The sequence below is a fragment of the Polyangium sp. 6x1 genome, assembly GCF_029946515.1.
Lineage (GTDB): Bacteria > Myxococcota_A > Polyangia > Polyangiales > Polyangiaceae > Polyangium.
In genome coordinates this window covers 22,708-40,105 of the sequence record NZ_JARZHH010000089.1, presented here as the reverse complement: position 1 = coordinate 40,105, position 17,398 = coordinate 22,708, and the positions used below count along the sequence as shown (strand labels likewise).

General features: G+C 69.8%; 14 protein-coding genes. 7 read left to right on the top strand and 7 right to left on the bottom strand.

Annotated elements, in window-relative coordinates; translation table 11 throughout:
- Window positions 1-214 precede the first annotated feature (214 nt).
- The 3 genes from lnt to QHF85_RS44265 all read right to left on the bottom strand — a co-directional run bounded on the left by lnt (window position 215) and on the right by QHF85_RS44265 (window position 3,799).
- A complete protein-coding gene (gene lnt, locus QHF85_RS44275; RefSeq protein ID WP_281333536.1) occupies window positions 215-1,888 on the bottom strand; it encodes an apolipoprotein N-acyltransferase in 1,674 nt (557 codons plus the stop codon).
- The gene (locus QHF85_RS44270) at window positions 1,885-2,583 is read right to left on the bottom strand and encodes a hypothetical protein (protein WP_281333535.1); all 699 of its coding nucleotides are present in this window, start codon (window positions 2,581-2,583) and stop codon (window positions 1,885-1,887) included. The genes lnt and QHF85_RS44270 overlap by 4 nt, the downstream gene beginning before the upstream one ends.
- Before the next feature lie 109 nt (window positions 2,584-2,692).
- Complete coding sequence (locus QHF85_RS44265) at window positions 2,693-3,799, bottom strand: SGNH/GDSL hydrolase family protein (RefSeq protein ID WP_281333534.1); 1,107 nt, start codon at window positions 3,797-3,799, stop codon at window positions 2,693-2,695.
- Window positions 3,800-4,027: 228 nt separating this feature from the next.
- On the opposite strand from QHF85_RS44265, the gene QHF85_RS44260 reads away from it, so the two are divergent.
- Complete coding sequence (locus QHF85_RS44260; RefSeq protein ID WP_281333533.1) at window positions 4,028-4,699, top strand: DUF4230 domain-containing protein; 672 nt, start codon at window positions 4,028-4,030, stop codon at window positions 4,697-4,699.
- Between the two features lie 2 nt (window positions 4,700-4,701).
- On the opposite strand, the gene QHF85_RS44255 is transcribed toward QHF85_RS44260, so the two are convergent.
- Together QHF85_RS44255 and QHF85_RS44250 are read right to left on the bottom strand one after the other, a co-directional pair.
- A complete protein-coding gene (locus QHF85_RS44255) occupies window positions 4,702-6,012 on the bottom strand; it encodes a hypothetical protein (RefSeq protein WP_281333532.1) in 1,311 nt (436 codons plus the stop codon).
- 211 nt (window positions 6,013-6,223) lie between these two features.
- A complete protein-coding gene (locus tag QHF85_RS44250) occupies window positions 6,224-6,877 on the bottom strand; it encodes a hypothetical protein (protein WP_281333531.1) in 654 nt (217 codons plus the stop codon).
- 164 nt (window positions 6,878-7,041) lie between these two features.
- Between QHF85_RS44250 and QHF85_RS44245 the strand changes: the two genes are divergently transcribed.
- From QHF85_RS44245 to QHF85_RS44230, 4 genes are read left to right on the top strand one after another with little or no spacing between them, the layout of a single operon-like run.
- Window positions 7,042-8,601, top strand: a complete 1,560-nt coding sequence (locus QHF85_RS44245; protein ID WP_348652814.1) for a Re/Si-specific NAD(P)(+) transhydrogenase subunit alpha — start codon at window positions 7,042-7,044, stop codon at window positions 8,599-8,601.
- A gap of 7 nt (window positions 8,602-8,608) precedes the next feature.
- Window positions 8,609-10,057: an NAD(P)(+) transhydrogenase (Re/Si-specific) subunit beta gene (locus QHF85_RS44240; protein WP_281333529.1), complete on the top strand. Its 1,449-nt coding sequence runs from the start codon at window positions 8,609-8,611 to the stop codon at window positions 10,055-10,057.
- Between the two features lie 39 nt (window positions 10,058-10,096).
- Window positions 10,097-10,936 (top strand): inositol monophosphatase family protein, encoded by an 840-nt coding sequence (locus QHF85_RS44235; RefSeq protein WP_281333528.1) that lies wholly within the window; start codon window positions 10,097-10,099, stop codon window positions 10,934-10,936.
- 38 nt (window positions 10,937-10,974) lie between these two features.
- Window positions 10,975-11,832, top strand: a complete 858-nt coding sequence (locus QHF85_RS44230; protein WP_281333527.1) for a hypothetical protein — start codon at window positions 10,975-10,977, stop codon at window positions 11,830-11,832.
- A gap of 4 nt (window positions 11,833-11,836) precedes the next feature.
- On the opposite strand, the gene QHF85_RS44225 is transcribed toward QHF85_RS44230, so the two are convergent.
- Window positions 11,837-12,835: a kelch repeat-containing protein gene (locus tag QHF85_RS44225; protein WP_281333526.1), complete on the bottom strand. Its 999-nt coding sequence runs from the start codon at window positions 12,833-12,835 to the stop codon at window positions 11,837-11,839.
- 385 nt (window positions 12,836-13,220) lie between these two features.
- Between QHF85_RS44225 and QHF85_RS44220 the strand changes: the two genes are divergently transcribed.
- Together QHF85_RS44220 and QHF85_RS44215 are read left to right on the top strand one after the other, a co-directional pair.
- Window positions 13,221-14,045: an SDR family NAD(P)-dependent oxidoreductase gene (locus QHF85_RS44220; RefSeq protein ID WP_281333525.1), complete on the top strand. Its 825-nt coding sequence runs from the start codon at window positions 13,221-13,223 to the stop codon at window positions 14,043-14,045.
- Between the two features lie 307 nt (window positions 14,046-14,352).
- The gene (locus QHF85_RS44215) at window positions 14,353-16,386 is read left to right on the top strand and encodes an AgmX/PglI C-terminal domain-containing protein (RefSeq protein WP_281333524.1); all 2,034 of its coding nucleotides are present in this window, start codon (window positions 14,353-14,355) and stop codon (window positions 16,384-16,386) included.
- 5 nt (window positions 16,387-16,391) lie between these two features.
- Here QHF85_RS44215 and QHF85_RS44210 read toward each other — a convergent pair whose 3' ends face one another.
- A complete protein-coding gene (locus QHF85_RS44210) occupies window positions 16,392-17,318 on the bottom strand; it encodes a LysR family transcriptional regulator (protein ID WP_281333523.1) in 927 nt (308 codons plus the stop codon).
- Window positions 17,319-17,398: the final 80 nt, after the last annotated feature.

Sequence of the window (17,398 nt, the reverse complement as noted above, 5' to 3'; positions counted from 1 at the left end):
CGGTCGTCTCACGCATCGACGGGCGTTGCCGGTCGAACCGTCGTGGCTGGCAGGGTCGCCCGTGGTCTTGATCCGGCCTGTTCGATGAACTGCGCATCGCGCAGTTCATCGACCCCGGGTCCAGCGCTTGCGCTGGTCCGGGTCCAGGGGTGGACAACCCCTGGTGGGGCCTGGGGCGACGCCCCAGCGCGGCGCCCCCCGACGAGACCGCCGCTCAGGAAGCTCGACGCCGACGCGCCGCTGCCCGGAACCACCAAGCGTGCCCGAGGAGAAACGCGGCCATCGTGAGCAGCGCGGGCGCGCGCAGGTGCCCGAATGCGATCATCGGCGTCACGATACGGCCGCCGCGCGGGACGTCGGCCGAGAGCGACGCCTCCTCGTCGAAGCGCGTCCGCGCGAGGATTTCCCCGTCGGGCGAGATGACGGCCGAGATGCCGGAGTTCGTCGCGCGCACCTGCGGCAGGCGGGTCTCGATGCTGCGGAACGCCGCGGAGACGAGGTGCAGCCGCGGGGCGCGCCCGTCCGGAAACCATGAGTCGTTCGACAGCGTGACGATGAGGTCCGCGCCTTTCGCTGCGGCCTCGGCGACGAAGCCGGGAAAGAGGACGTCGTAACAGATGAGCGGCAATGCGGAGATCGCTTCGTGCCCGGACGAACCTACCCGCACGACCTCCGGGCCGGGCCCCCGCTTCCAGTGCCCCGCCCAGGGCATTGCGCTGCGCAGCGAGGGCGAATCGAGCACCGGCGGGACCCACTCGGTGAACGGGAAGAGCATGCGCTTGCGGTAGGAAGCGCGCGCCACCTTGCCATGCGCGTCGTTCGTCAAGAAAAACGCCGCGTTGTACTCGTCGTCCCCTTCCCCCTCGTAGGATCCGAAGATCAGCGGCACGCCCGTCTTCGCCACGTACGCGCCGATCTCCTCGTCGAAGGCCGCGCCCGCCTCGCTCTTCGGCGCGCCGAACGTCGTCGGATAGACGGTCTCGGGCCAGACGAGCAGGTCGAGCTTTTTCTGATTGGCAATCGCGTCGGAGAGCCCGAAGTGCGTATCGAGGATCGTGCGGACTGTCTCGAAGGCCCCCTTCTCGGCGCGGAGCTTGTCGTAGCTCGTGATGTTCGCCTGGACAACCCCGACCGAGATCGCGGGCCGCGTGTTCGCCTCGGCGAGCGCCGCGCGGCGGGCACGGCCAACCCCGGCGCCGGCGAGGACGACGAGGATCGCGAGCGCCGCCGGCACGGCGGGATGGGCGAATCCGCGCGCCTTGGGCGCACGCGCGAGGCGCACGAGCGAATGCGCGAGGCCCTCGTTCACGAGGACCAGGAGGAACGTGAGCCCGTGCGCGCCCATGATCTCGGCCCCCTGGCGGAGCGACACAGCCGGGTGGAGGCCGAGCCCGAGGGTATCGAAAAAGAGTTTTGGAAAGACGAGCTCGACCCCGACGTACGCAGCCGCGGCCGCAATGGCGGCCCGGAGCGCGGGGTGGGGCCTCTCGACGCGCCGCACAGCGAGGCGCACGAGGGCAAACACCACGAATTGGGGTTCGAGGACGGGCGCGAGGAGCAAGAAGAGGGGCCAGACGAGGCTCGGCGAGGTCCCCGCATACGAGGCCGCGGTCTCGGGGAACCAGGGAAACACGAGCGCCACGAAAAACACGCTCATCGCGAGGCCGGCGAAGAGCGCGTCGCGGAGACGCTCGGCGCGTTCGAGCGTGAGCAGCCAGGGCACGAACGCGACGAAACACGCGAGGTACGACGAGCCCGCCGTGCGGCTGCAAACGCCGAACAGATACGCCGAGACAAGCGCGCCGAGCCCGAGGACGAGGAGCCGATCCCGGAGGCGCTTCGAGGTCCAGAACCGGCGCAGGCGCTTCGGAAGCGGACGCGCGCTCATGGCTCCTCGTCCTCCGCTTTTTCTTCCTCGACGCCAGTTTGTCCGGGATCTGCATTCGAGGCCGGGCCACGTTCGTCGCGGTCCGCGTACGCGTCCGTCGGCACGTCGAGCGTGGCGAGGGGCAAACCTTCCGGGGCCATGTCCGGCGGAACGACACGGTCGGGCGGAATCGGGATCACCTTGCCGTTCTCGTCGACGAGCTCGTAATCGGGGTGGTAGAGCAGAATGGGTTCGAGCATCCGGCCCTTGTCGGTCGCCTGGTAATGCCGCACGTACCCGGGCGGCAGCGGAAAATCGTCGGGGACGACGAGGCCCTGCTTGATTCGCTTCGTCCCGGGCGCGGGGAACGCGTGAATGCCCGTCTTGCTTTTCGCCGCGCCCGCGGCAGAACCTGCGCCGTCCTCCGCGGCCTCCTCGGACGGGGAGGGTTCGTCCGGGAAATCCTCGCCGTCCGGATCCGGTTCCTCGGCTCCGATCGCGCGGGCATGCGGCGCGATCTCCACGGCGGGCGCGGATCGCGCGGCCAAGCGGAGCGTCGGCGCGCCTTTCGGCCGCGCGGGCGCGCGGGCCTCCATGGTTTGTCCGGGTTTCGCCGTCGCGCCCGAGGCCACCTCCGCGGGCGCCTCCGCTCGCCATTGCCACGACAGGAACGCGAGGATCCCCGCCGCGACGAGGCCGAGGGCGATTGGCCCCATGGGAAGACCGCCCCGCCGAAGCTCGACATGAACGACGCCGTCCCGGTCGACGGACCGGCGGACGGCTCCACGCGAGCGCTCGGCAGGGCGTCTCTTCGTCATGGCTCGATCAGGGCAGAAGCGGGTTGAAGAGCGAATGCGCCCAGCCGGCGCGCTCGTGGCCGTACCGGTTCCAGATCGGGTTCTTGCCGCCCACGATCTGCGCGCCCGAATACTCCGGCGCGCCCGAGCCCGAGCCCGTGCCGCCGAACAGGCCCACGTAAATGGTGGCGCCCGAGTACGAGGGGTGCGTGTCGTCGGAGAGGATGTAGTCGAAGCTCGTGCCGGCGCTCTCGAAATGGCTGTTCGCGTCACGGATCGTGCCGCGCAGTGTGCTCGTGATACGCGTCACGTAAGCATCCTCGGTTTCGCCCGGGATGTAGCGGAGCCCGTCCGTGTCGATCTTCCCGTCGCCGTTGGAATCGTAGTCGGCGCCCATGTACTCCGCGAACGCGTCGACGCAGTCGAACCCGTATTGCGCTGCGAACTTGCATGCGCGGTAATTGCTGCGCGCCAGGCGCGGGAACATGGCGGTTTGTTTGTTGACCTTCTGCCCCGTCGACGCATCCGTGCAGCTCGACATGCCATTGTCGGCGTCGTAGCCCGGATAGTAGAGGTTCATGATCATCTTCTTCTTGGTCGCGGCGTTCGTGTTCGCGTTGATGAACTGCATCGCGAGCTCCTGGTACTTCGTACAGTTCGCGAGCGCCGTGTCGAGGACGCCGTAGCTACACGTGCCGCTCTGGTCCGCGAAGCTGTCGCGCGCCTGCAGGAAGTCGTTGCCGCACATCTCGAACGTGACGACGCGCGTGGTCGACGCCTGCATGTACGATTTCTCGGAGACGATCTTGTTGTTGTAGATGTCGTCCGCCTTCGCGCCCGACTTCGTGCGCCTGATGACCTCGATGTCGCTGTTCCAGCTATTCGAGAGATATTCACCCTGGACCCAGGTGGCGGCGCGCTTGTCGACGTTCGACAGGCTGCCGTTGTAGCCCGCGAAAATGGAGTCGCCGTAGGCGACGACACGGTATTTCGACGTCGTACCTGCCCGGTCGATCGTCCACGAGCTGTTCTGCGTCAATGTATTGGCGAGCGCCTCGCGGCCTCCCAGCAGGATCCCGAGCGAGAGAACGGCCTGGCCGAGGCGAAGGGCCGCGGAATTGCAGAGGGTGCGCATGACATTCCTCTCCTCGACGATCGCGAAGGATCGTCATCACAAGGTATCGGCGCGTGGACAAGGGAAACCACGGGCCGGCGTCCATTGAATAGCGAAATTCATGGACTGTCAACGCGCGAAGCACGATTCGATGGCGTGTGCTTCCCTTGGAATGTTGTGTGACCAGCGGAGCAAGGCACGACGCATTGCGAAATGGAGCCGCCCTTCGTCGCTGCTACACTCCGCGTCATGCCCGATCCTTCGTCCGAGCGCTCGCCCCGCCCCCTCGCGATCCTGCGCGCGCTGCTCGCTCCGTATCGGATCGTCGCCTACGTCGTGGGCGCCACGCTCGTCGTCGCGCTCGTCGTGTTCGGCCCGAAGCTGCTCTCCCCGCCGCCGGATCACGTGATCACGGAGCGGCCGACGCCGTCCCTGCTCCACGCGATCCGCGAGGTGTCACGGCTGGAGACGGCCGAGGTGCACGTGGAGAAGGTCGTCGATCTGACCGACCGGCAAAGCGCGTTCTTCGGGCTCGTCGAGGCGAAAGACGCGCTCCTTCTCGTCGCCGTCGGGCGCGCAGTCGTCGGCGTGGATCTCGGCAAGATGCGCGAACAAGACGTGGCGTTCGATCCGAAGACCGGCGTCGCGCGGCTCGAGCTGCCCGAGCCCGAGGTGTTCTCCGCGATGCTCGACGAGGACGGGACGTACGTGTTCGCGCGCTCGACGGACCTCCTCGCGAAGCGAAACGAGCAGCTCGAAGCGAGCGCGCGTCGGCAAGCGCAGCGCGCGATCGAGGCCGCCGCGCGCACGCCCGACGTGATGGGCCGCGCGCGGGCGCAGGCCGAGAAGCAGCTCTCGGCGCTGGCGAAGGCGCTCGGCGCGAAGCAGGTGGAGGTGCGGTTCCGATCCGGAAATCCGTGAGCTCAAGCCACGAGGCGCATGCTCGCCTCGAACGCTTCTTCGCGGGCGATGCGCCCGACGCCTTCGCCGGGCACGCCGAAGACGCGCGCTTCGGCGTCCTCCGCCGCGACCTCGGCATGCGCAGAGAGGCGCGCTTCCTCGATCGAGCGCCGTCGCTCCACGCTCTCCATCAGCGCGTCGCGGACCGGCTTGCCTCCGGCGGAGAGGCAAAACGCGACGATCCGCTCCGAGAGATCCGCGTGGCCCTGCTCGTCGCGGGCGATCACGGAGAGCGCCGCGCGCGTGGGCGCGTCCGTCGTGTCGCGCAGCGCGCGCCGCGCCTCGGCCGCTGCCGCGCCCTCGCCGACGCAGCCGTCCCAGAACGATTCGAGGGCGAGCTTGCGGAGGAGCGAGGAGAGGTCTCGATCGGTGCTCTCGGGAATGGAGGGGAGCAAGGGCGAGAGGCGCGCCGGCGACCATTCGTTCGCGAGCGCGGCGCAAAGCGCGGTGTGCGTCGCCTCCTCCTTCGCGGAGAGGAGCGCGCGCGAGACCAGGGCGGCCGGCGCGCCCGCGCGTGCGAGGTCGCGGGCGAGCGCGCGAAATGCCGGGACCGACGCGCATTCCGCGCTCGTCGCGCGCGCCCAGTGGGAGAGCAGCCGCTCTTGCGCGCCACGCGAGAGGGCGCGTCCCTTCGTCCTCGGCCGCATGAGATCCGGCGGGCCGACGAGCAGCGGCGCGAGCGTCGCCTCCGCGTTCGGCTCATGGCGCAGCGGGCGGCCCGAGACCACCTGCCAGCAATCGAAGTAAAAGCAGGGCCCGGGCCCCCGGATGTCGCCCCCGATGATGAACTCGCTCTGCATCCCCTGCGTGACGGCGATGCTCCCCCGGAACGTGGGGCCCGTCTCCAGGACGATGGCGTTGAAGAGCGGTACGAGGCCGAGGTGGATCCCGACGCCGCCGGGCTCCTCGCCCTCCGTCGACTTTGTCCGGATCGTGGCGCCGAACTCCGTGTCGAGCTCGAAGAGCTCGTTGGTGAGCATGTTCGCATGCGCGCCGAACGCGAAGCGACCCGCGCCGCCGATCAGATACGTGCCCTGAAAGAAAGCGCCGAGCCCGACGAACGAGTTGTGCGGGAATCCATCCGGTGCGTCCTGGTAGTACGTGTACCGCAGGTCCCCACCAATGCCGAACGCAGCTCGTGCGCCGATCGAATACGACAGCGTGAGGCCCACCGTCATGCCGTGCGCGCCGTCGCTGCCCAGCGCCGCGGCCGTGGACGGCACGAGCGTCACGGCGCCCGCTACTGCGAGCGCGCCGAGAGTCGAGGGAATCACGGGGAAAGAACGCTGCATACAAGCCTCCAAGGAAGTTCTGGTATCCAGGACACCAGAGCTTTCTTGGATAGCGGTCCGGGACATGGCTGTCGAGCGTTGCCATACGGCTCACGCTCCGCCGTCTCCCAATCCCGACGTGCCATCGACGAACGGCTGGCCAGCGCCTCGTTATGCCTGGCAGCACGCGGCGCGCGGCTCCCCCTCCCCTCCGTCAACCGGGCCGCCTCCCCACGTACGCTCGCGCGCGCACGACGCCGCGCTCGTGGAGCGGCACGATCGAGGGCGCGAAGCCGGCCTTGCGGAGCTCGGCGAGGAAGGCGTCGGCAGGATAGCCGCTCCACACGGCGTAGGCGCCGCCGGGCCGGAGCGCGTCCCAAGCGAGGCGCAGTCCTGCCTGCGTGTAGATGCGCGCGTTCGTCCGGAAGGACGCCCAGCCCGGGCCGTTGTCGACGTCGAGCAGGATGGCGTCGAGGTTCGAACGACGGCCGATCTCCTCGGCGACGTCGGCATGCACGAGCTCGACGCGCGGATCGTCGAGCACGCCCGGGGCCACGTGCGAAAGCTCGCCGCGCACGATCTCGGCCACGGCGCGAAGTTTTTCCACGACGATCACGCGCGTCTCGGGGCCCACGGCCGCGAGCGCCGCGGCGAGCGTCGCGCCGAACCCGAGCCCGCCGATCAGGATCGTCTCGGGCGAACGGTCGTTCGCGACGGACCCGGCGAGGGCGCCGAACGCCCGTTCGGTTTCCAGGGCTTTGCTGGAAAGGATGGGAGTTTGACCGAGCAAGAGCTCGTGGTGCGTGCCGAGATCACGCAACACGAGCCGCTGACCGGCCTCTTCGAGGACACGAACGACGGCTGCCACCCCCGGAGTTTACCCCGGCGCGGACGATTTCTCGTACACTGCGCGCCGCAATGGTCGAAGAAGTGAAGGCGGGTGCGAACGCCGTGGCTCTCGCAGAGCCGGCGAGCGCAGCGCAGAAGCCAGGGGGTTCGGCGAAGGACGCCGGAGGCGAGGCGAAGGTCTCGATCGGCGTCCTGAAGGAGATCGAGCCGCGCGAGCGGCGCGTGGCGGCGTCGCCAGCGTCCGTCGGGCGGCTCGCGAAGATGGGCCTCGCGGTGATCGTCGAGAGCGGTGCCGGCGCGTCCGCGGGGTTCGAGGACGCGGCCTACGCCGAGGCGGGTGCGCGGATCGTGCCGAAAGCGGCCGACGTGTTCCGCGAGGCCGACGTGATCACGAAGGTCCGCCCGCCGGCGGCGCACCCGGAGACGGGCGAGCACGAGGCCGATCAGCTGCGCGCCGGGCAGAAGCTCATCTCGTTCCTCTGGCCCGCGCAGAACAAGGAGCTCGTCGAGCGTCTCGCCAAGCGCAAGGCGACGGTGCTCGCGATGGACGCGGTCCCGCGCATCACGCGCGCGCAGAAGCTCGACGCGCTCTCCGCGATGGCGAACGTGAACGGCTACCGGGCCGTGATCGAGGCAGCGTCGCACTACGGGCGCCTGCTCGGCGGGCAGGTGACGGCCGCGGGGCGCATCAAGCCGGCGCAGGTCTTCATCGTCGGCGCGGGCGTCGCGGGGCTCGCGGCGATCGGCGCCGCGCGCGCGCTCGGAGCGATGGTGAAGGCGTTCGACACGCGCCCCGTCGTGCGCGAGCAGGTCACGAGCATGGGCGCGGAGTTCGTCCCGTTCGAGTTCCAGGGCGAGACGGGCGAAGGCCAGGGCGGCTACGCGAAGGAGGTGAGCGACGCGTACCTCGCGGCCGAGCAGCAGCTCATCGCGGAGCACTGCCGCACGAGCGACATCGTCATCACGACCGCGCTGATCCCCGGGAAAAAGGCGCCCGAGCTCATCACGTCGGGCGCGGTCGTGGGCATGCACCGCGGCTCGGTGATCGTGGACCTCGCGGCCGAGCAAGGCGGCAACTGCGCGCTCACCGAGCGCGATCGCACGGTGGAGCGATACGGCGTGACGATCGTGGGACACACGGATCTCACGAGCCGCATGGCGCGCCAGGCGAGCGAGCTCTACGCCATGACGATCGTCAACCTGCTCGACGAGATCATGGGCAAGAAGACGAAGTGGGAGCTCGCGCTCGACGACGAGATCCAGCGCGGGATGCTGGTCCTGCTCGAGGGCGAGCTCAAGTGGCCGCCGCCGCGTCCCGAGATCCGGGGCGGCGCGCCTGCGCCGGCGCCGAAGCCGCCCGCGCACGCGCCGAAGCCGGAGGTGCCCGAGAGCCCGTGGCCCGCGCGGATCGGCACCGCGCTCGCGCTCGCGTTCCTCACGCCCGTCGGCCTCTTCGGCAGCCAGGAGCTCGTGCAACACCTGACGGTCTTCCTGCTCGCGTGCGTCGTCGGCTGGCACCTCGTCTGGAACGTCACGCCTGCGCTCCACACGCCGCTGATGAGCGTCACCAACGCGATCAGCGGCATCATCCTGATCGGCGGCATGCTCCTCGCGGCGAACGGCGGCGGCGGAGGCGCGCCCGTCGCGGCCCTGCTCGGCGCCGTCGCGGTCTTGCTCGCGTCGATCAACGTGGCCGGTGGTTTCCTCGTGACGCAGCGGATGCTGCGCATGTTCCGCAAGTGAGAGGCCGATGCGCATCACCCTCGTGAACGTCGCTTACCTCGTCGCGAGCCTCCTGTTCGTGCTGTCCCTCCGCGGGCTCAGCGCGCAGCAGACGGCACGTCGCGGCAACCTCCTCGGCACGCTCGGCATGCTGCTCGCGGTCGCCGTCACGCTCGGCGCCGTCGTGGCGCCCGACAACGCGGCCCTCGCGGCCGGCCCCTCGGATCTCGGCCTCCTCGGCGCGTCGATCGGCGTGGGCGCCGTGATCGGCGCGGTGCTCGCGGCGCGCGTCGCCATGACGAGCATGCCCGAGCTCGTCGCGGTGCTCCACAGCTTCGTCGGCGCGGCCGCGGCGCTCGTGGGCATCGGCAGCGAGATGAACGGCGTGCGCGCAGGCGGGGCGCCGGAGGTCGCGCACCACGTGGAGATCCACGCGGGCGTGTTCATCGGTGCCATCACCTTCACCGGCTCGGTCATCGCGTTCCTCAAGCTGCGCGGCACGATCGGATCGAAGCCGCTCGTGATCCCGGGCCGGCACCTGCTGAACGCCGCTATGGTCCTCGGGTGTGTCGCGCTCGCCGTGGCCGCCTTCCGCGGCGGCGCGGACGTGCGCGTGCCCTACCTGCTCGCGTCGACGGGTGTCGCGAGCGTGCTCGGCGCGCACCTCGTGCTCGCGATCGGCGGCGGCGACATGCCCGTCGTCGTCTCGCTCCTGAACAGCTACTCGGGCTGGGCCGCGTCGGCGGCGGGCTTCATGCTCGGCAACGATCTGCTCATCGTGACGGGCGCGCTCGTCGGCAGCTCGGGCGCGATCCTGAGCTTCATCATGTGCAAGGCGATGAACCGCTCCATCTGGAACGTGGTCTTCGCGGGCTTCGGCGAGCAGGGCGGCGCGGTGCCGGCGGCGAAGAAGGGCGAGCCGGCGAAGAAGGTGAACGAGACGAACATCGACGGCGCGGCCGATCTCCTGCTCGGGGCCAAGAGCGTGATCGTCGTGCCCGGCTACGGCATGGCCGTCGCGCAGGCGCAGCACGCGGTCAAGGAGATCACGACGCTGCTCGAGCGGCGCGGCACGAAGGCGCGCTACGCGATCCACCCCGTGGCGGGCCGCCTTCCCGGGCACATGAACGTGCTGCTCGCCGAGGCGAACGTCTCGTACGAGGCCGTGAAGGAGATGGAGGAGATCAACGAGGACTTCGAGGAGACCGACGTCGTCGTCGTCATCGGCGCGAACGACATCGTGAACCCGAGCGCGCTCGACGATCCGGCGAGCCCGATCTACGGCATGCCCGTGCTCGAGGTCTGGAAGGCCGGGCGCGTGATCATGCTGAAGCGCGGCATGGCCGCGGGCTACGCGGGCGTCGACAACCCGCTCTGCTACCTCGACAACACGCTCATGCTCTTCGGCGACGCCAAGGCCAGCGTGCAGAAGCTCCTCAACGCGGTCTCCTCGCACGCCGAGCGACAAGCGGCCTGACACAGGCCGCGCGATTCACGAAAGCCACGCGCGTATCTCATGAGCGAGATCGATCTCCAGCAAGCAGCCGCCACGGCGCGGGCCGCGGTGGAGGCCGCGGCCGCGGCGAGCCTCGTGCATTTCCGGCGGGGGTTCGGGGGTCGAGCTCCGCTCGACGGAGCTGGGCCCCCGAGCATCGACCGCGTGCGGGTGGAGACGAAGCCCGACCGGACGCCCGTCACGGCCGCGGATCGCGACGCCGAGGCGGCCATCTTCGCCGTCATCCGCGCGCGCTTCCCCGATCACGCCCTGCTCGGCGAGGAGACGGGCGCGCACGACGGCGCGGACGCCGAGGCGCGCTGGATCGTCGATCCGCTCGACGGCACGCGTGGCTTCACGCGCGGCGGCTCGTTCTGGGGACCGCTCGTGGCCCTCGAGCATCGCGGCGTCGTCGTGGCGGGCGCGATGGCCTTGCCGGCGCTCGGCGAGACGTACTGGGCGGCCCGGGGCCTCGGCGCGTTCCGTCGCGTGGGCGACGAGCCGCCCGAGCGCCTCTCCGTCTCGGGGATCGCGGACCTCGCGGACGCGACGCTCTCTCTCGGCGAGCCCCGCTGCCTGCTCGCCCCGCCCCTCGGCGAGCGCGTGACGCGCCTCGCGCTCGCCGCGGCGCAGGCCCGCTGTTACGGCGATCTCGCCGGCTGCGCGCTCGTGCTCACGGGCCGCGCCGAGGCGTGGATCGAGGCGGGCGTGAAGATATGGGACATCGCCCCGTTCGCCGTCCTCGTCGAGGAGGCCGGCGGGCGGTTCACCGATTTCGAGGGCCGTCCGACCGTCGCCTCGGGCCATTGCGTGGCCTCGAATGGCAAGTTGCACGCGCACATCCTCGCCGCGCTCGCCTGATCTTCCAGGATCCGCGCCGCGCGGGTACGATCCCCTGCATGTCGGACGATGCTGGCAGGATCTTCGACCACGTAAAAACCCTCGTGCGCGCGGGGACCACGAAGAAGGAGCTCTTCGATTCGGTGAAGGCGATGTGCGCCGATCCGAAGTACGACGCGGTCGCCCCGAAGGTGCGCGGCTACGCGGCGAAGTTATGGACCGAGGCAGAGTCCGTGGAGCACTGGTGGAAGGACGTGAGCACGAACGACCGCATCGACGCGGCCTTCGAGGATCTCACGAAGCGCGGGATCTTCACCGCGCAGAACTTCACCTGCTGTAGCACCTGCGGACACGCCGAGGCCTGGGACACGATGTCCGCGGCCGGCGCACGCGGATACGTGTTTTACCACCAGCAGGACACCGAACGCGGCATGCACGGCGGCGGGCTCATGCTCGCGTATGGGTCCCGCGAGGGCGGGCCCGCAACCGAGGGCGTCGGCCGGGAGATCTGCGACGCGCTCGATCGGTTCGGCGTCCCCTGGACGTGGAACGGGAGCTCCGACACGCGGATCGAGATCCAACCGTTCGAATGGCGAAAGCGGTGCGTCTCGGCGCGGCCCCCGATTCCGCTCGGTACGCGTGGAAAGGTCCTCCCCCGCCCCACGTGGGACGAGGGCGCGGAAGGCGAGGCCACGGCGCCCGCCGAACCTCCGCCCGCGCCCGGCGAGCCCCCGCCCGCGATCACGCTGCGCCACCCGGACGGGCGCGCGTGGTCGGCCTGGACCGAATTCAACATGCTGCGGATCCGCATCCAGGACAGCGACGGGGACACGGTCGAGCGCAAGCGCGCCTGCCGCGATCCCCGCGCGGAGCTCGACGGGCTCGTCGCCGAGCTCCGCGCCGACGGTTTTTCCTGAACGATCATTCCGCCGACTTCGGCCGGTGAATCTCGGCGCTCTGCCACGACGACGGCGGCGCCCAACCTCCCGTGAAGAGCACCGATCCGTCGTCGAGCAGCGCGGCCGCCATGGAGCTGCGCGGGCTGTCGAGCGAGGCCGCTGCGAGCCACGTGTTCGCCGCGGGATCGAGGATCTCGACCGAGGCGAGCGTGTTTCCGTCGTCGTCCTCGCCGCCGCCCATGAGCACGCGGCCGTCGGGCAGCCCGAGCGCGACGCCCCCGAAGCGGGCCTCGTGCATCGGCGCCGCGCTCGTCCACGCGTTCGTGACCGGGCTCCAGCGCTCCGCCGTCGCCACCGCGTGAATGCCGACGATCCCGCCGGCGACGAGGACCCCGCCGTCCTCGAGCAGCGCCGCGACGTGCCCGCCGCGCCGCGCCTGCAAGGGGCCCGTTTGTCGCCATCGATCGACCCTCGCGCCGTAGATCTCCGCGGTCGCAAGCCGCGCCGATCCGCCCACGCCCGCCGCGACGAGGACGTCTCCGTCCGGGAGCGCGGTGGCCGTGAGCTCGGCGCGCGGGGCGGACATCGGCGCGGCCGGGCGGAACACGCCCGTCTTTGGATCGAACACGTCGACGAGCGCGAGCGTCCGCGCGCCGTCGTATCCGCCGAGGACGAGCACGCGCCCGTCCGAGAGCATGGCCGCGGCGTGGTCGATCCGCGGAGCTCGCATGGAGCCGACGCGCTTCCAGGTATTCGATGCCGGATCGAAGACCTCCGCACTGTCGAGCGGCGCGCCCGGCGCGCGCTCGCCGCCGGCGACGAGCACGCGCCCATCCGCGAGCCGGATCGCAATGTGATGCGCCCGCGCTTCCGATAAGGTTCCAACCGGAACGAATTGCGCTGCGACGGGATCGTACACCTCGGCGGTGGCGAGGTACGAATCCCCGTCGAGGCCGCCTGCGAGGAGGACGCGGCCGTCGGGGAGCGTCGTGGCCGTATGCGCGCGCCGCGGCGCCGTCATCGACGCCACGCTCCACAAGCGCCCTTCATTGTCGCGCGGGGAGCGAATACGCGGCGGAAGGAGGCGTGCGGGCGCGGGCAATCGAGCGAACTCGGGCCCGCCGGAACCTGGGGCGCCATCCGCAGGCAGAGCAGGATGGAGGAGCACGAATCCGAGGGCGAGGATCAGGGAGCGAGCGTGTGGGTGTCGCATTTCTCTCGCCCCGCACGCCCTGGCAAGAGCCGCGCCCGTTCGTGGCTGGCGCCCCGCGAAAAAGGAAGGCACACGAGAACCGGGAGAGCGGTGATGTGTGAAGGCACGAGAATCGTGCCTCCGTCTTGACCGAGGCCCACGCAAAGGCGCATCGTCGTAGGTGGCGGATGGAGAGAGGGAGGAGAGCGACGACATGCCGGCACGAGGAATGAAGGTGCTCGTCACGGGCTCGACGGACGGTATCGGGCGGGCCACGGCGAAGCTGCTCCTCGAGCGGGGCAACGAGGTGATTCTCCACGGGCGATCCCCCGAGAAGGTGCGCGAGCTCGCGCATGAATTCGAGCTCGTCACAGGCACCCGTCCGCGCCACGTCGTCGCAGATCTGAGCTCGCTCGCCTCCGTCGCGTCGATGGTCCGCGCACTCGCCGCGGAGCTCTCCGCGCTCGACGTCATCGTGAACAACGCGGGCATGGGGGCAGGCAAGAAGGGCGACCCGCGGGAGGAGAGCGAAGACGGGCACGAGAAACGTTTCGCCGTGAACTATCTCTCGCAAGTCGCGCTCACCGAGCTCTGGCTCTCGCTTTGCCAGCGCCCGCCGAAGGCCATCCTCAACGTGGCCTCCTCGGGGCAGGAGAAGCTCGATTTCGAGGATCTCATGAGCACGCAAGAGTACGAAGGTCTGCGCGCCTATCGGAGGAGCAAGCTCGCGCTCATCCTGTGGACCTTCGATCTCGCGCAGAGATACCCCGACATCGCGATCAACGCGGTGCACCCCGGGGCGATGCTCGACACCAAGATGGTGCGCGAGACGTTCGGCCAGTCCTGGGGCAAGCCGGAGGACGGCGCCCGCGCGATCCGTGTCGTCCTCGAGCGCTCACTCGACGAGCAGCTCACCGGCGAATACTTCGACGTCGAACGTCCCGCGCGCGCCAACGCGCAGGCCTACGACGACCGCGCCCGCGGAGCCCTCCGCCGCGCCACCGAGCCCCTGCTCGCGCCCGTCCTCGCGGCGCACTGACCCCCGACCCCATCCTCATTGTTTTCGTCCCCCCGGCCGCGGGCGGGAGCGGGATCCGTCCGCGCGGGGCCGCCTCCGGGACGCCCCTGCCGATCGATCGTGCGCGTTCGGGAACCTTGGGTGCGAACGGCTGTCGGTCGAGGGGAGCAGGGAGGAAGCGCCGGTCGGATGTGGGGCTCGGTCCCGTTCATCGGCTCCCCTCACGGAAGAAAATAGGCTCCGAGCACGAAATGAAAACCCCCCGAGCCTCTCGCGGGGGCATTTGCCCGCCTCGGCGGGACGGCACGGCAGGAAAGGCTGGCTCACCATGGATGGCAAGCAAAAGGTCGCGCTCACGTTCGCGCTGTACCAGAATGACGCGCTCGTCCGTCGAGAGACGGTGACGCAGGACATCGTCAAGGTCGGAAAGGATCCGAAGAGCCACCTCCGGGTGGACGACGAGCTCGCCTCGCGTATGCACGCGGTCATCGAGGTCGCGTCGCCCGAGGACATCACCCTCATCGATCTCGGCAATGAGCCGGGGACGCTCGTCAATGGCGCGCGCGTCAACAAGGTGAAGGTCAAGGCCGGCGATCAGCTCCAGATCGGCGGCACGAAGATCCTGCTCGAGAAGGCCGAGCCCGTGGCCGTCGCCGTCGGCGCGGCGAATCCCGGGGCAAACCCCTTCGCGACGCCCTCGGCGAACCCGTTCAGCGGAGCCCCCGCGGCGTTTGGCGGAGCGAACCCGTTCGGCGCGGCGCCCGCGGCGAGCCCGTTCGGCGGCGGCGATCCGTTTGGCATGCAAAACCCGTTCGCGCAGCCGAAGTCGCCCGCGCACGACGAGGTCCCCGCAGACGCGCCCGAGGGTTCGTACACGTACCAGCTCGTCAAGAGCGGCCCGGACGTCCCGTCGGACGAGGTCGAGTCGCCGTCCGCGTCGGTCGAGGTGATGGTGCTCTGGGATCAGATGATCCTGAACGTCGCGCACCTGACGCCGCCGCGCTCGTATTACGTGGGCGAGGAGGAGACGAAGAACTTCAAGTGCGATTACTTCGTCCCGCAGGAAAAACTCGGCACGACGCGCGCGCCCGTGGTGCTCGCGGATCGCGGCGGGACCGCCAGTGTCGTGCTCCTGCCGCGGGCGAAGGGCACGATTGAAATCGCCGGCCAGCCGAAGATGACGGTGCAGCAGGCGATCGACAGCGGGAAAACGCAGCCGTGCGCGGAGCTCTCGGGCGCGTTCCAGATGGCGCTGCCGCCTGGCTCGAAGGCGCGGATCGAGGTGGACGGGCTCATTTTCCAGGTGTCGACGGTGAACGCGGGCCGCGTCGTCGCGGGCCACGTGCAGCTCGACACGCAGAACTACCTCTATCACGGCCTCTCCACGGCCGTGCACGTGGGCCTGCTCGCCGCCATGGCGTTTTTCATGCCGCCGATGGGCGCGACCGACGAGGACGGGGTCTCGGACGATCAAAAGTTCATGATCCAGCAGTTCCTCAATGCCGCGGCGGAGAAGGAGCAGGAAGAGAAGCCGACCGAGATGACGGCGGAAAACAGCGCCGACAACAAGGAAGGCGGCACGGGCACGAAGGCGAAGGGCGAGGAGGGTTCCATGGGGAACCCGACCACGAAGGCGAGCGGCAACCGGTATGGCGTGCAGGGCCCGCAGGACAACGCCGATCCGCACATCGCGCGGCAGGCCGCATTGCGCGACGCGGCCGAGTTCGGCATGATCGGCCTGCTCAATGCGGGCGCCGGCGGCGATCCCAATGCGCCGACGGCTCCGTGGGGCCGCGACGATTCGCTCGGCAATGACGCGCTCTCGGCGCGCGGCAACATGTGGGGCGACAACATCGGCGACTCGTTCGGCGCGGGCGGCCTCGGTTTGTCCGGTATCGGCGAGGGCGGCGGTGGTCGTGGCGAGGGCATCGGCCTCGGCTCGATTGGCACGATCGGGCACGGCGCGGGCACGGGCACGGGCCAGGGCTTCGGTTCGGGTCATGGCCGGTTGTCCGGTGCGCACCGCACGAAGCCCCCGCAGGTGCGCATGGGCGCCACGAGCGTGAGCGGCCGGCTCCCGCCCGAGGTCATCCAGCGCATCGTGCGCCAGAACTTCGGCCGGTTCCGCCTTTGCTACGAGAATGGCCTGCGGAACAACCCGAACCTGCAGGGCCGCGTGGCGGTTCGATTCGTCATCGGGCGTGACGGCGCGGTGTCGAACGTGGGCAATGGCGGCTCGGACATGCCGGACGGCGGCGTGGTGTCGTGCGTGGTCCGCGCCTTCTATGGTCTGTCCTTCCCGCAGCCGGAAGGCGGCATCGTGACGGTCGTGTATCCCATCATGTTCAGCCCCGGCAGCTGATCCTGTCAAACGGTGAGGGAGGCCCTCTCGCGGAGGGCCTTCCAGCACCGCTCCTCGAACCATTTGCTCAAGAAATCGAGCAGCGCGCGGGTGCGCCGGGGCAAACCCTTGCCCTGGGCCGTGACCGCGTGAATCCCAATCTCGCCCCGACGATGCTCCTCGAGCACGAGGACGAGCCGGCCCGCGGCGACGTCGGACGCCACCATGAACATCGGGACGACCGTGAGGCCGAGGCCGGCGATCGCCGCCTGCACGAGGGTCGCGCCGTCGTTCACGTCGAGGTTTCCGTGCACGGGGATCGCCTCGCCGCGGAACCGCCATTCGCCGCTCGCCGGGACGAGCGTGTAACGTAGGCAATTGTGGTTCACGAGGTCCTCAGGCGTTTGCGGCGTGCCCGCGCGTTCGAGGTACGAGGGCGCGGCCACGACGACGATTCGATCGGTGGCGATGCGGCGGGCGACGAAGCTCGCGTCCTTCAGCCGGCCGATGCGCAGGATCAGATCGAAGCCGCCCTCGATGACGTCGACGAATCGATCGTCGAGCGCGAGATCGATCTCGACCTCGGGGTGCTCGCGGAGGAACGCGGCGAGCGCCTGGACGAGGTACATCCGCGAGAACGTCACCGGCGCGCTGATGCGGATGCGTCCGCGGATCACCTCGCTCGCGGCGGAGACGGCGTCCTCGGCGGCGCTCGCGGCTTCGAGGATCTTCTTGCAGTGCTCGTAGAAGCGCAGCCCCTCGTCCGTGAGCGCGAGCTTGCGGGTCGAGCGGCGCAAGAGCTCGACGCCGAGGCGCTGCTCGAGCCCTGCGATCCGCCGACTCACCGCGGATTTCGCGATGCCGGACTGCGCCGCGGCCGCCGTGAAGGAGCGCGCTTGCACGACACGTGCGAAGAGGGCCATGGAAGCGAGGGACTCGAGGTCGAACGACATCCCGGCACGGTAGCAGGATTGTTGCCCGGAGGAGAACAGTGCTTGCTCCGGGCCTCGACTAATCGAGGGGGCGCGCGCGG